This is a genomic window from Streptococcus sp. A34, from assembly GCF_043674115.1.
Classification (GTDB): Bacteria; Bacillota; Bacilli; order Lactobacillales; family Streptococcaceae; genus Streptococcus; species Streptococcus suis_V.
In genome coordinates this window covers 56,219-69,047 of sequence record NZ_JBIMJM010000003.1, presented here as the reverse complement: position 1 = coordinate 69,047, position 12,829 = coordinate 56,219, and the positions used below count along the sequence as shown (strand labels likewise).

16 protein-coding genes are annotated in these 12,829 nt (G+C 42.8%); 13 read left to right on the top strand and 3 right to left on the bottom strand.

Annotation, left to right across the window (positions count from 1 at the left end; all coding sequences use genetic code 11):
- Window positions 1-95 precede the first annotated feature (95 nt).
- The 11 genes from ACHBGV_RS01675 (at window position 96) to ACHBGV_RS01625 (ending at window position 5,142) form a co-directional block, all read left to right on the top strand.
- Window positions 96-305: a hypothetical protein gene (locus ACHBGV_RS01675; protein WP_105122177.1), complete on the top strand. Its 210-nt coding sequence runs from the start codon at window positions 96-98 to the stop codon at window positions 303-305.
- 252 nt (window positions 306-557) lie between these two features.
- On the top strand, window positions 558-782 hold the full coding sequence (locus tag ACHBGV_RS01670) for a hypothetical protein (RefSeq protein ID WP_105122178.1): 225 nt from the start codon (window positions 558-560) through the stop codon (window positions 780-782).
- Window positions 766-960: a hypothetical protein gene (locus ACHBGV_RS01665; protein ID WP_394735518.1), complete on the top strand. Its 195-nt coding sequence runs from the start codon at window positions 766-768 to the stop codon at window positions 958-960. The genes ACHBGV_RS01670 and ACHBGV_RS01665 overlap by 17 nt, the downstream gene beginning before the upstream one ends.
- A 157-nt stretch (window positions 961-1,117) precedes the next feature.
- On the top strand, window positions 1,118-1,684 hold the full coding sequence (locus ACHBGV_RS01660; RefSeq protein WP_394735517.1) for a DUF3267 domain-containing protein: 567 nt from the start codon (window positions 1,118-1,120) through the stop codon (window positions 1,682-1,684).
- Window positions 1,685-1,696: 12 nt separating this feature from the next.
- Complete coding sequence (locus ACHBGV_RS01655) at window positions 1,697-1,912, top strand: helix-turn-helix transcriptional regulator (protein WP_004299042.1); 216 nt, start codon at window positions 1,697-1,699, stop codon at window positions 1,910-1,912.
- A complete protein-coding gene (locus ACHBGV_RS01650; RefSeq protein ID WP_105111437.1) occupies window positions 1,909-2,667 on the top strand; it encodes a DUF3169 family protein in 759 nt (252 codons plus the stop codon). The genes ACHBGV_RS01655 and ACHBGV_RS01650 overlap by 4 nt, the downstream gene beginning before the upstream one ends.
- A gap of 30 nt (window positions 2,668-2,697) precedes the next feature.
- Window positions 2,698-3,207 (top strand): DUF3278 domain-containing protein, encoded by a 510-nt coding sequence (locus tag ACHBGV_RS01645; RefSeq protein WP_105111438.1) that lies wholly within the window; start codon window positions 2,698-2,700, stop codon window positions 3,205-3,207.
- A gap of 20 nt (window positions 3,208-3,227) precedes the next feature.
- Entirely contained in the window at window positions 3,228-3,413 is a 186-nt protein-coding gene (locus tag ACHBGV_RS01640; RefSeq protein ID WP_105111439.1) for a hypothetical protein, read from the top strand.
- Window positions 3,414-3,438: 25 nt separating this feature from the next.
- Window positions 3,439-4,122, top strand: coding sequence for a CPBP family intramembrane glutamic endopeptidase (locus ACHBGV_RS01635; protein WP_161943061.1), 684 nt, complete (start codon window positions 3,439-3,441; stop codon window positions 4,120-4,122).
- 15 nt (window positions 4,123-4,137) lie between these two features.
- Window positions 4,138-4,455, top strand: coding sequence for a hypothetical protein (locus ACHBGV_RS01630; RefSeq protein ID WP_125265518.1), 318 nt, complete (start codon window positions 4,138-4,140; stop codon window positions 4,453-4,455).
- Window positions 4,456-4,464: 9 nt separating this feature from the next.
- Window positions 4,465-5,142 (top strand): CPBP family intramembrane glutamic endopeptidase, encoded by a 678-nt coding sequence (locus tag ACHBGV_RS01625; protein WP_105111442.1) that lies wholly within the window; start codon window positions 4,465-4,467, stop codon window positions 5,140-5,142.
- A gap of 39 nt (window positions 5,143-5,181) precedes the next feature.
- Here ACHBGV_RS01625 and nrdF read toward each other — a convergent pair whose 3' ends face one another.
- The 3 genes from nrdF to nrdH all read right to left on the bottom strand — a co-directional run bounded on the left by nrdF (window position 5,182) and on the right by nrdH (window position 8,727).
- A complete protein-coding gene (gene nrdF / locus ACHBGV_RS01620; RefSeq protein ID WP_125265516.1) occupies window positions 5,182-6,144 on the bottom strand; it encodes a class 1b ribonucleoside-diphosphate reductase subunit beta in 963 nt (320 codons plus the stop codon).
- 175 nt (window positions 6,145-6,319) lie between these two features.
- Complete coding sequence (gene nrdE / locus ACHBGV_RS01615; protein WP_105110321.1) at window positions 6,320-8,479, bottom strand: class 1b ribonucleoside-diphosphate reductase subunit alpha; 2,160 nt, start codon at window positions 8,477-8,479, stop codon at window positions 6,320-6,322.
- A gap of 29 nt (window positions 8,480-8,508) precedes the next feature.
- Window positions 8,509-8,727, bottom strand: a complete 219-nt coding sequence (gene nrdH, locus ACHBGV_RS01610; RefSeq protein ID WP_105101028.1) for a glutaredoxin-like protein NrdH — start codon at window positions 8,725-8,727, stop codon at window positions 8,509-8,511.
- 221 nt (window positions 8,728-8,948) lie between these two features.
- Here nrdH and acnA point away from each other — a divergent pair, with 221 nt between their 5' ends.
- Both acnA and ACHBGV_RS01600 read left to right on the top strand, forming a co-directional pair.
- The gene (gene acnA, locus ACHBGV_RS01605) at window positions 8,949-11,714 is read left to right on the top strand and encodes an aconitate hydratase AcnA (protein WP_394735516.1); all 2,766 of its coding nucleotides are present in this window, start codon (window positions 8,949-8,951) and stop codon (window positions 11,712-11,714) included.
- Entirely contained in the window at window positions 11,711-12,829 is a 1,119-nt protein-coding gene (locus ACHBGV_RS01600; protein WP_105160054.1) for a citrate synthase, read from the top strand. Before acnA ends, ACHBGV_RS01600 begins: the two co-directional genes overlap by 4 nt.

Here is a 12,829-nt window from a genome sequence, read left to right as displayed (position 1 = left end):
AATATACTTGTCAAAAAGAAAAAGAAGTGTTACAATGATATCAAGATAAGAGATGAAAGCGAAATCATCATATAAAAAGAAAGTAGGAAACTATTATGAAAAAGTTAAACAATCTTCACATTGCGCGCTTCGTACAAGTACTGGCAATTGCCTATCTAGTTTTTGTCCTGCTGGCTGACATCATGAAGTGGCAGCAGTTGGATAATACTCATGTCGTTCTTGCCATTTGTGCCATCGTAGTGACAGATGAGAACTTGTGGAAACTAGCTGGCAGAAAAGAGAAAAACGGGAAAAGAATAAAGTAAGTAAAAATAAAGAAAGCGGGAAATCATCATGAGTAAAAAAATGTCACCTACAAAATCTGAAGTGAATTTCAATAATTGGACCAAACGTGAGAAAGTTCTTCTAGCTCTACTTATTATTACGTTGATTGATATTAAAGAGATCATATTTACTCTCTATCACATTGGATTGGAGTTTGGACAGGCTTTGACGGCCTGGTTCTAGGATAAGGAATTGAAAACAGAAAAGCGTATTGATTGATCTTGGAGGTCGTTATGAAAAACAATAACAATAAAAAAGGAATTTTGATTACAGGAACAAGCGTTGTGCGAGGAGTGCAGGTTCTAGTTGCACTATATTTGATTTATAGTTTAGTTAAAAACATCGTATTTGGTCGGGAGATAGATACCATGATACTCTTGATGATGATGAATTCTCTCCTTCTTTTAGATGTCACTCTCAGCAGAGAAAAGGAGAAGAAAAATGAACAAGACAGTTAAAAATGGAATGAAAGTAGTCCTACTGTTTTTCGCACTCTTTTTGATAAATATTTTGGTCTTTAAAATTCTAGCCTTACTAGGATTTGACTTTAATTTGAATGAAGATAGTTATTTAATTCCACCTTTGATGGCGACACTGTTGCTCTATTTAAAACATGTTAATCCCAAGAAAAAGTGACAAAAGCTAGGGAAAGATAGGAGAAACCTTATGAAACGACACATTTCAGCAGATACGGCAGCGATTATGATTACAGGGGCAACTATATTCGGCTTACTGATTGGAGTTGCTCTAGGATTATGGAATTTGGGCTAGGTGAAATAGAAGGAGAAGAAAAATGGAAGCAAAAAAGAAATTATATGAAGTCAATATCATGGAAAATAAGAAGTTTGTTTGGGGATTGAATATTCTTTCGACTGTTCTAATTTTCCCATTTGCTCTTCTATTCGGTAAGTTAGCCTTTTCCTTGTTGGCTAATGTAGAACAAAATTTGCCACTTACCTTACCAGAGTTATGGATAGGGATGGTTCTATTTCCTCTTTTGATAGTAGTGCATGAGGCTATCCACGGCATCTTCTTCAAGGTTTTTTGTCCTGAAAATCCTGTCAAATACGGGTTTAAATGGAAATCGGGCATGGCTTATGCTACCAGTCCAGGTTCCCTCTACAATCGGATGCAAATGTTGGTGATTTCCCTAGCACCCTTTGTTGTGATTAGTCTAGGCTTGACAATACTAGCGAGCTTAGGGGGAATGGATGTATCTCTTTATCTGATATTGGCTACTATACATGCAGCGGCTTGTGCAGGCGATTTCTACTATACCTATCTTTTATTGGTTAAGTTTGCCGAGGGAAATATAGCTGTCGAAGACACAGAAACAGGCTTGATTATCTACCAAGCCTAGAAAGGAAAACTCATGGAATATGTCTTAAAAAATCGGCTCAAGGAGTTGCGGGCACGGGATAGCCTCAACCAGACTGAGTTGGCAAAATTAGCAGAAGTATCACGGCAGACCATTAGCTTGATTGAGCGGGGAGAATACACGCCCTCGGTGGTCATTGCCATGCGTATAGCACAGATTTTTAACGAAAATGTGGAGAATGTTTTTCAATTAGTGGAGGTAGAAGAATGAAACAAGGGAAACAATTAACGACAAAACAAAGATGGGTGAGGAATCTTATCTATTTACTTTCAGGAGCTATCTTTGGTGCATTTTGTGGCTTTTTTGGAGTATTGAGTTCTAAGCTTGGATTGCCGTCTTTTGTCAATCTAGATAACTTTCTAATTTGCTTGCGTATCTTTACGTTTTTGATTTTCGCTGGAACCGTATATTTTGGTCTTAAGGCTAATCAAACTCATAAACTTTACCATTCTATTTCAGATGAGGATGAAGAGTTGATTGATGACCTATATATGAAAATGTATCGAAATCTAGAATATGCGACCATATCATTCAATGTTGCTGTATCATTGACATTGTTAAATTTGGTTTTAGGATTCGGGGTCACTTTCTTAGAAGAGAGTGCAGTTATGTATGGGTCCATTCTTGACGTAGTTTTCTATGTTATCCTTCTCATCTCTCAGGTTTTTATTGTGAAACTAACTCAGAAAATTCGTGACTATAAGTTGTCCGCTTTTGCTACGGTGAAAGAAATGAAAGACTTTGCTGAGGCGATGGACGAAGGTGAAAAACAAGCAAACTACGAAATGAGTTTCCAAATCGTCTTCACTTTGAATCAAATCGTGTTACCAGGTTTGTATCTATTCCTATTTGTACTCAGCATGCTATTGCAGGAGCGACAAATTACAGCCTTTCTAGTTGTTGCCTTTCTTCACATTTACATCAATATCATGCAGGTTCGTATGGTCCGACGTTATTTTAAATAAGAATTTTTGAAAGAGTTTTAGGTGATAGTTATGAAAAAGGAAAATCTACACATTCGAGCAATTCGTTATTTCTATGATATTGTTGGTGAGTTAGACGAGGTGTCTTATGCGGCCTTGACCAATTTCGGCAACAATATGTATATGCTCTTTATGACAGTGACACTGGTCAGCTTCCTAGTTAGCTTTGCGCTGGGAGAAGATGTCATGGGAATCAGCCTCTTTTTGACACTTGTCTATTCTCAATTCAAACAGGACGCCATTATCAAACAGTTGGGTCTGGATAAATTGATGGTTGCCAAGGATGATGTAAAAATGGCTCGGAAGAAAATGATGAAACGAACTCTGTATCAAACCTTACAGATTGCAGTATACAGTCTGCTGGTTAGTATTGGTATCTGGCAGTTACAAATTCCACAGGAAAGTGGAACATCTGCAGCAGAGTATTTCCAGTTTGTCACTCCCATGACAGTTGTTCTTCTGACCTTAGTAGGATTTGTTAGTTGCTACTTTGCCAATCGTAAGAAAATCACATTCATTTAATGTAAATGGAGGTATCAACAATGAAAGTCTTTAAGAAAATTTATCTTGCTTCCTTTATCGGTCTTGGCTTGTACGCAGTTGGCTATGTTTTCGGAGAATGGCTGGCTACTGGGCAGATTGATTTGTCAAATCTGAATATCCTTCTGCCGATGGTTTTGGGCTTGCCTGCTCTGCTATTGATCGAAAAAGAAAGTAATGAAAACTGACTTAGTGTATATAAAGGAGATTGCGATGAAAATTAAAGAATGGAATATGGTGAAAAATTGGCCCTATATTTTATGGTTTCTCTTGGCTTTTGCATTAAATATCGGAGCGACCTTTGTTTTAGTTCGGTTGGACAATTACCAAGGGCTCAATCTAGTCTGGGCAAGCGCTGCCTTGCTGGTAGTGACAGGTTTGGAAATCTTCTTAGCAGGTAAAGCGAAGTTACTTTCGAAATTTTGGCAGGACGGTTTTCTCAAGATGTTGGCCTATGTAGGCCTTGGATTTATTGCAGTTTTTGCTGTTAAAATCATAGCAGGCATTGTCATGCAATTGTCGGGTGAAGGGCTCAACACAGTCAATCAGCAAGCCATTGAAGATATGGGATTTCCTCCGATTATCTTGTTTTTATTGACATCTATTTTTGCTCCTATTGTCGAGGAAATCGTCTTCCGAGGCTTTATCATGGGTAAAATCTTTGGCAAGGAATCTATCTTCGGTCTCATCTTATCCAGCCTACTCTTTGGTCTCATGCACGCTCCGACAGGGCTTGGTTCTTGGATTATGTATGGGGGCATGGGGCTGGTGCTAGGTCTCATTTACCGCCTAGGCAAACGCTTGGAGTACAGCATGCTGGTGCATTTCATCAACAATATCATCGGATTTTTGCTCATGCTTTTGATGCAAATGCTCATGAATGGTTCATTAGGATAAGTCGGAGGTGAAAGTATGGAGTATATTGCCCTTGCAGCGGTTGGTTTCCTGTTTGTATCCTATTTTTCCTACGATGGAAAAGTCAAGAAATTGGCCAAACAGATCAAGAAACTCAAAAAACAAATAAATGGAGGAAATGTCATGTCAAAAATGGTGGAAGAATTGGTTGGTGCTACAGTTCATGTAGTCTTTGAAGATGGGATTGGACAGGATTTTACGATTGAGGCATGCGATGAGGATTGGGTCAAGCTCAGTCAGACAGGCAAGGCCGGTAAGACCACGACTCGCTTGGTCAGACTAGATGCTATTGCTGAATTTAGAAAAGTAGATTAGGGGTTATCTATGTTAAAATTTATCAAACACTTAGGCTTAATAGTGCTTTATTTCCTAGCAAGCCAGGTCACCAGCAGCTTTATCTCGCTGGGCATCTTCAAGGACCAACTAGCAGCAGAGCTACCAGCTCCAATTGTGGAACAAGCAGTCTGGATTAGCGGCATTATCGGCATCGTGCTGACCACAATCCTCGCTGTGGTCCTCTGGAAGGTCGTCTATCCACGCAAGACCATTGCCTACACCGTCGAAAGCAGCTGGTTCCACAAGCTACACTGGCCGATTCTGGTCTACCTGGTCTATTTTGTCATTCAGTTTCTCATTCCTGTAGAGGAAAGCCAAAACCAGATGATAGTGGTGCAGTTTGTTTCTGCTTACCCCATTCTTGCCTTTTTCTCCGTAGTGGTATTTGCCCCTATCCTGGAAGAATTGATTTTCCGTGGTTTTCTGGCCACCTATTTCTTTCCGAAAATGCAGAGCATGAAAACAGTGGGGATTTACTTGGTTGTGTCAGGGCTTTTGTTCAGCCTACCACACGGACCAGCAACCATTCCGCAGTTCTTGATTTACTTTACAATGGGAGTCAATCTGGGATGGATTTTCTTGCTCAAACGAGATATCCGCTATTCAATGGCGCTCCATTTTGTCAACAACCTGATTGCCTACGGCATGATATTGGTTGGGGTATAGAAAAAAAGCAGTGGTAGACTGCTTTTTTATTTATCTATTTTACAAACCATAAAGGTAATCATCATCCTGCATGGCCTCTACTTCACCAAGCAGGTAGCCGTTACCAACTTGAGAGAAGAAGTCGTGGTTGGATGTACCGGTCGAAATACCGTTCATGATGATTGGATTGACATCATCCGCTGAATCTGGGAAGAGTGGGTCCTGTCCCATGTTCATGAGGGCTTTATTGGCATTGTAGCGTAGGAAGGTCAAAACTTCCTCAGTCCAACCAACGCTATCATAGAGCGAGCGAGTGTAGCCTTCTTCATTTTCATAAAGCTGATAGAGCAGGTCGTACATCCAGTCGCGGAGCTTATCTTGCTCCTCTTCGGTCAATTCATTGAAACCGAGCTGGAATTTGTAGCCGATATAGGTACCGTGGACTGATTCGTCACGGATAATCAGTTTGATGATTTCTGCAACGTTGGCCAGCTTGTTATTTCCAAGATAGTAGAGCGGAGTGAAGAAACCAGAATAGAAAAGGAAAGTCTCTAAAAATACGCTGGCTACTTTCTTCTCGAGCGCTGTGCCATTTTCATAAATTTCGTTGATGATTTTAGCCTTGCGTTGCAGGTATTCATTGCTGTTGGTCCACTCGAAAATTTCTTCAATCTCAGACTTGGTGTTAAGAGTGGAGAAGATAGAAGAGTAGGACTTGGCGTGAACAGACTCCATGAATTGGATGTTGTTGTAAACAGCCTCTTCGTGTGGTGTCCGCACATCTTGGCGGAGGGCTTGAACACCTGTTTCAGATTGAAGGGTATCCAAGAGTGTCAGACCACCAAAGACCTTGCCAACCAGGTCTTTCTCTTCGGCAGTCAATTTGCGCCAGTCATCCAAGTCATTGGACAGAGGGATACGCGTGTCGAGCCAAAATTGCTCGGTCAATTTTTCCCAGGTCGATTTGTCAATGACATCTTCAATGGCATTCCAGTTTATGGCTTTGTAGTAGGTTTGTGACATGTTCATCTCTTTCCTTATCATAAAGTGTTGAAACTATTGTATCATATTTCTGTTAAAAAACGCCCAAAGGACGTTAGTTAACTATTTTGTGGAAGTTAGTAAGGTGGCTAGGAAATGTTCCATAGAACTTTCCGTAGTGTTGTTAGAAACGTTAGTTTCAACAACACTTGCCACGTTAAATTACACAACTTTCACATTGGTTTGATCCGATTTCTTCTCCGTCGTCGGTGAAGGTGCGGATGTAGTAGATAGACTTGATGCCTTTGTTGAAGGCGTAGTTGCGCAGGATAGAGAGGTCACGGGTTGTCTGCTTGTTCTCATTTTTCCACTCGTAAAGCTCTTTTGGCAATTCGCTGCGGAGGAAGAGGGTCAGTGACAAACCTTGGTCGACGTGCTCAGTAGCAGCAGCGTAGACATCAATCACCTTGCGCATATCCATGTCGTAGGCTGATTTGTAGAACGGAATAGTTTCCGTTGCCAAGCCTGCTGCTGGATAATAGATTTTACCGATTTTCTTCTCTTGACGTTCTTCAATCCGTTGAGTAATTGGGTGGATGGAAGCAGAGACATCATTGATATAGGAAATAGAGCCGTTTGGTGCAACTGCCAAGCGGTTTTGGTGGTAAAGACCGTCTGCCATCACCTTATCACGCAGGTCAGCCCAATCTTGTCCGCTTGGAATGAAAATACCTTGGAACAATTCTTTAACACGGTCAGATTGTGGTTGGTAGTCGCCTGTCACATACTTATCGAAATAAGTGCCGTCTGCGTATTTTGAGTTTTCAAAGTTATCAAAAGTCGCCTTGCGTTCGCGTGCAATGTTGTTTGATTCTACCAAAGTCCAGTAGTTGAGGAGCATGAAGTAGATATTGGTAAATTCAACGGCTGTTTTTGAACCGTAGTCCACCAAGTTTTGCGCCAAGTAAGAATGAAGTCCCATGGCACCCAAACCAATCGAATGTGCACGCTCATTACCTGCCTCAATCGAAGGCACAGCAGAAATGTGCGAATGGTCAGTAACATAGGTCAAGGCGCGTGTCATAGCACGAACAGAACGACCAAAGTCAGGTGATTTCATGAGGTTAACAATGTTGGTTGAACCCAAGTTACATGAAACGTCAGTACCCATTGTCAAATATTCTTGCGAATCGTTGATGACGCTTGGTGTCTGGATTTGCAGGATTTCTGAGCAAAGGTTGGACATGATGATTTTACCGTCAACTGGATTGCTGCGGTTGGCCGTGTCAATGTTGATGACATACGGATAGCCTGATTCTTGTTGGAGTTTTGAAATTTCTGTCTCCAAATCACGGGCCTTGATTTTTGTCTTACGAATGCGAGGGTTGGCCACCAACTCGTCATATTTAGCTGTAATGTCCAAATAGCTGAATGGCACGCCGTATTCTAGCTCAACAGAGTAAGGGCTGAAGAGGTACATGTCCTCATTTTTACGAGCCAATTCGTAGAACTTATCAGGAACAGTGATACCGAGAGAAAGGGTTTTTACACGAACTTTCTCATCCGCATTTTCCTTCTTAGTCGAAAGGAAAGCGATAATATCTGGGTGAAAAACATCCAAGTAAACCACACCGGCACCTTGACGCTGACCAAGCTGGTTGGAATAAGAGAAACTATCTTCAAAAAGTTTCATAACTGGAACGACACCAGATGCAGCTCCTTCATATCCCTTGATAGGAGCGCCAGCCTCACGCAGGTTGCTGAGGGAGATACCGACACCGCCACCGATACGGGATAATTGCAGAGCAGAGTTGATAGACCGACCGATAGAGTTCATGTCGTCTGTTACTTGAAGCAAGAAACAGGATACCAATTCACCACGGCGAGCACGACCAGCATTGAGGAAGGAAGGAGTTGCAGGCTGGTAACGCAGGTGGATCATCTCGTTTGCCAAATCCAAGGCCAATTCTTCGTCACCTTCCGCAAAATAGAGGGCGTTGAAGAGGACGCGGTCCTCCATGCTTTCCAGATAGTAAGCACCGTCGTTTGTCTTGAGGGCGTACTGGTTATAAAACTTGTAGGCTGCCATGAAAGACTTAAATTGGAAGTTCTGGTCTTTCAAAAATTGGTCAATTTTAATGAGAAATTCTGGGCTGTACTGCTCCAAAAATTCTTTTTCTAAATAATTTTCCTCGACAAGATAGTTGATTTTATCCAAAATACTATCGAATTGCTTGCTGTTAGGGATAACGTTTTCCTTGAAAAAGGCTTTAAGGGCCTCCTGATCCTTGTGGAGGGGGATTTGTCCATTGACAGGACGGTTGATTTCGTTATTTAAACGGAAGTAGGACACATCGCCCAAATCTTTCAAACTCATAGTCGCAATCTCTTTCTATAACAGGGTTCTTATACTAAGGCTTTTAATTTTGCAGGTTGGAAACCAGAGAAAACGTCGTTTTCGGTTTCGATCACTGGCGCTGCTGAGAAACCAAGTCCTTTGACGTGGTCAATAAATTCTGGCTGCTCATCCAGGTTGATTTCCTTGTATTCCACACCGTGTTGGTCTAGGAATTTCTTAGACATCTTGCACTGTACACAATCATTTTTTGAATAGATAGTAACCATTCGATTTCTCCTTTGTTTACAAGGAAATTGCATAATTCCCTTCAAATTTACCAATCTAGAATACAAGATTTTGGGGTTAAAGTCAAGGGGTTAGCTTAAACAAATCACAAAATATAGACGAATAACGAACAAGAAAATACTACATGTAGTGTTTTCTGAAAATGAGGTCTACAAGCTTTGTTTAAGCCGTAGTAGAGCTGTTTTCTATGCGAAATCACCATATGTCACAAAATATGACATTCATGGTTAAGTTGTGTTTGAATAAAAAAAGCAACTTCCAGTATAATATACATAATGAATACATAGAGGTAGCAGACATGACTCAAAAGAACAAATCGAATTTTGAACACAAACAACAATTATTCTCTTACTATGATTTGGGAGAGGTTGCCCAAGAACATGGTGTGAATATTCAGGCACTCCCTTATACGATTCGTATTCTGTTAGAAAGCTTACTTCGTAAGGAAGATGGTGTAGATGTGACCAAAAGTCACATTAAAGATTTGGTGACCTACCAGGCTGCAGCTCCACAGGGTGAGGTTCCTTTTAAGCCTAGTCGTGTTATTTTGCAGGATTTTACAGGGGTTCCAGTTGTGGTTGACCTTGCATCCATGCGTGATGCGGTGGTTAAGGCGGGTGGCAGTCCTGATTTGATTAACCCCGAAATTCCAGTTGATTTGGTGGTTGACCACTCTGTGCAGGTCGATTACTTCGGTACGGACCAGGCTCTGGAAAAAAATATTGAGCTAGAATTTGAGCGCAATAACGAGCGTTATGAATTCTTAAAATGGGCGGAAAACTCTTTTGAGAATTATCGGGCTGTGCCACCTGCAACAGGGATTATCCACCAGGTCAATATTGAGTTCCTCAGTGATGTTGTCATCGAGCAGGATGGCCTACTTTATCCAGATTCTATGTTCGGTACGGACAGCCATACGACCATGATCAACGGTATCGGTGTTCTGGGCTGGGGTGTCGGAGGTATTGAGGCCGAGGCAGCTATGTTGGGAGAGGCGTCTTATTTCCCAATTCCAGAAGTGATTGGTGTTCATTTGACAGGCAGTCTGCCCAAGGTTGCGACAGCGACAGATTTGGCTCTACGGGTGACACAATTGCTCCGCCAGGAAAATGTTGTCGGCAAGTTTGTTGAATTTTTTGGACCGGGTCTGTCTTCATTGGCACTGGCTGACCGGGCGACGGTTTCCAACATGGCACCTGAGTATGGCGCGACTTGTGGTTACTTCCCGATCGATGCTGAGACCTTGAACTACATGCGCCTGACCAACCGTTCAGAGGACCATATCGCCTTGACGGAGGCTTATGCCAAGGTCAATCATCTGTTCTACGATGAGGTCAATTTCCCAACCTACACCAAGGTTTTGGAGTTGGATTTGTCAACGGTGGTGCCGTCTATTTCTGGACCAAAACGGCCACAAGATTTGATTGAATTGACCGATGCCAAGGAGGAATTTGCTGCCAGCATCACTCGTGAAGTTGGTGTTCGTGGTTTTGGTTTGGACAAGGCAGAGCTAGATAAGACAGCGACGGTGCATTATGCGGATGGAGATGAGACGATTCAGACAGGTCATGTAGCCATTGCAGCTATTACCTCTTGTACAAATACATCTAACCCCTACGTACTTTTAGCGGCAGGATTACTGGCTAAGAATGCGGTTGAAAAAGGCCTGACAGTCAATAAAACGGTCAAGACTTCTCTGGCACCTGGTTCAAAAGTTGTTACAGGTTACTTGAAAAATTCAGGCCTCCAAACCTATCTGGATGCGCTTGGATTTAACTTGGTCGGCTATGGTTGTACCACTTGTATCGGGAATTCCGGTGATTTGCCAGTAGAAGTTGCAGAAGCCATTAAGGAAGAAGATTTGCTGGTTTCGGCAGTCTTATCTGGAAACCGCAACTTTGAGGGCCGTATCAATCCGCTCGTCAAAGCTAATTTCCTTGCAAGTCCGCCCCTTGTAGTGGCCTATGCCATTGCAGGAAACATGAATGTTGACTTGACGACGGAGCCGCTTGGTCAAGACCAGAATGGTCAACCTGTCTATCTCTCAGACATCATGCCAAGTCGTGAGGAAGTAGATGCCTATATCGAGCAGTATGTGACCCGTGACCTTTATAAGGAAGAATACCAACAGGTCTTTACAGATAGTCAAGCTTGGAATGCCATTGAAACGACGTCGGATAAAAATTATGCCTGGAATGACAAGTCAACCTACATCCAAAACCCACCATATTTTGATAATATGCAGGCAGATTTATCTATCAAGCCTTTGGACAATCTAGCAGTCCTGGCCAAATTTGGAGACTCTGTCACTACCGACCACATTTCACCAGCGGGGAACATTGCGCGACTCAGTCCCGCTGCTCGCTACCTAGAGGATAATGGGATTTCATACTTTGACTTCAACTCCTATGGTAGTCGCCGTGGGAACCACCAGGTCATGATGCGAGGAACATTTGCCAATATCCGGATTAAAAATGAGTTGGCAGATGGAAAAATTGGTGGTTTTACCAAGTATGATGGCGAAATTCTGCCGATTTATGATGTTGCTATGAAGTATCAGGAGGCTGGAATTGGTAGCCTGGTAATTGCTGGTAAGGACTATGGGATGGGTTCTAGTCGTGACTGGGCAGCCAAGGGGGCCAATCTTTTGGGTGTCAAGGCTGTATTGGCAGAATCCTTTGAACGCATTCACCGCTCTAATCTAGTCATGATGGGTGTCCTACCCTTGCAATTCCTTGAGGGGCAGACAGCAGACAGTCTGGGCTTGACTGGTTTGGAAACCTACTCTATCGATTTGCCGGAGGATGTGACGGTCGGTCAGATGGTAGCTGTTCGGGCTATTTCGGAAAATGAAACCAAGGAATTTCAGGCTCTGGCTCGCTTTGATGCGGAGGCTGATATTCGTTATTACCGTCACGGAGGCATTTTGCCAATGGTGGTGAGAAAGAAACTAGGAGGTCAACTATGACAGAAACAAATGGATTGAAAGATGCCATTGCCTGCGATACGCGCATTAGTGCGATTGAAAATGACCGCCTTTCCTATGCTGGTTATGATATTTCAGAGTTAATGGACAATAATGCGTCTTTTGAAGAGGTCATTTACCTGCTTTGGAACTTGCACCTCCCGACGCAGATTGAGCTTAATTATTTTGAAAAAGCCTTGCGGGCTGAGTATGCCATTTCTGATGCGGTGGAGCAGTGCATTCTCATCCAGTCACGCAGACACCTGCACCCGATGAGTGTCTTGCGGTCAACGGTGTCACTCTTAGGTGTTTACAATGTTCGGGCTGAGGAAAGTTCGCTGGAGGCCCTCTATGACCAGTCGATTCAGATTATGGCTAAGGTTCCGACAATCATTGCAACCTTTGCTCGTCTGCGGAAGGGCTTGGTGCCGATTGAGCCTCGTGAGGATCTGGGCTTTGCGGCTAATTTCCTCTATATGCTCAATGGGAAGGAGCCGACAGATTTGCAAGTCAAGGCCTTTAGCAAGGCACTGGTCCTCCATGCTGACCATGAACTCAACGCCTCGACCTTTGCGGCGCGCGTGACCGCCTCCACCCTGACAGATATTTATTCTTGCGTGACGACAGCTATTGGAACGCTCAAGGGTTCTCTACATGGCGGAGCTAATGAGCGGGTTTTCGATATGTTGCTGGCAATCCGTGAATCTGGTGATACAGAAGGTTACTTGCAGCAAAAATTGGACTCAAAAGAAAAAATTATGGGCTTTGGTCACCGGGTTTATCAAACGGTGGATCCTCGTCAAGAATATTTGAAGGAAATGGCGCGTGATTTGACAATGGGAACGGATGATGAGGCCTTCTATCGCTTGTCCGAAGAAGTAGAGGACTTTATCAAGCACAAAAAAGGATTGATTCCGAACGTGGATTTCTATTCGGCGACGGTATACCATGTTTTGGGCATTGACAGTGATATTTTCACCTTGATTTTTGCCATGAGTCGTATGGCCGGCTGGATTGCCCATGTACAGGAACAACGCAAGAACAATAAGCTCATCCGTCCTCGTTCGTCCTATCTAGGTGGACGGAATTTGACCTATATCCCAATCGGAAAGAGATAA

Bases quoted from the DNA above. Each gene is read 5' to 3' on its own strand.
- ACHBGV_RS01655 (WP_004299042.1), top strand. From the start codon at position 1,697: ATGGAATATGTCTTAAAAAATCGGCTCAAGGAGTTGCGGGCACGGGAT.
- ACHBGV_RS01650 (WP_105111437.1), top strand. From the start codon at position 1,909: ATGAAACAAGGGAAACAATTAACGACAAAACAAAGATGGGTGAGGAAT.
- nrdF (WP_125265516.1), bottom strand. From the start codon at position 6,144: ATGTCACAAACCTACTACAAAGCCATAAACTGGAATGCCATTGAAGAT.
- nrdE (WP_105110321.1), bottom strand. From the start codon at position 8,479: ATGAGTTTGAAAGATTTGGGCGATGTGTCCTACTTCCGTTTAAATAAC.
- nrdH (WP_105101028.1), bottom strand. From the start codon at position 8,727: ATGGTTACTATCTATTCAAAAAATGATTGTGTACAGTGCAAGATGTCT.
- ACHBGV_RS01625 (WP_105111442.1), top strand. From the start codon at position 4,465: ATGTTAAAATTTATCAAACACTTAGGCTTAATAGTGCTTTATTTCCTA.
- ACHBGV_RS01645 (WP_105111438.1), top strand. From the start codon at position 2,698: ATGAAAAAGGAAAATCTACACATTCGAGCAATTCGTTATTTCTATGAT.
- ACHBGV_RS01675 (WP_105122177.1), top strand. From the start codon at position 96: ATGAAAAAGTTAAACAATCTTCACATTGCGCGCTTCGTACAAGTACTG.
- ACHBGV_RS01630 (WP_125265518.1), top strand. From the start codon at position 4,138: ATGGAGTATATTGCCCTTGCAGCGGTTGGTTTCCTGTTTGTATCCTAT.
- ACHBGV_RS01640 (WP_105111439.1), top strand. From the start codon at position 3,228: ATGAAAGTCTTTAAGAAAATTTATCTTGCTTCCTTTATCGGTCTTGGC.
- ACHBGV_RS01670 (WP_105122178.1), top strand. From the start codon at position 558: ATGAAAAACAATAACAATAAAAAAGGAATTTTGATTACAGGAACAAGC.
- acnA (WP_394735516.1), top strand. From the start codon at position 8,949: ATGTCACAAAATATGACATTCATGGTTAAGTTGTGTTTGAATAAAAAA.
- ACHBGV_RS01635 (WP_161943061.1), top strand. From the start codon at position 3,439: ATGAAAATTAAAGAATGGAATATGGTGAAAAATTGGCCCTATATTTTA.
- ACHBGV_RS01665 (WP_394735518.1), top strand. From the start codon at position 766: ATGAACAAGACAGTTAAAAATGGAATGAAAGTAGTCCTACTGTTTTTC.
- ACHBGV_RS01660 (WP_394735517.1), top strand. From the start codon at position 1,118: ATGGAAGCAAAAAAGAAATTATATGAAGTCAATATCATGGAAAATAAG.
- ACHBGV_RS01600 (WP_105160054.1), top strand. From the start codon at position 11,711: ATGACAGAAACAAATGGATTGAAAGATGCCATTGCCTGCGATACGCGC.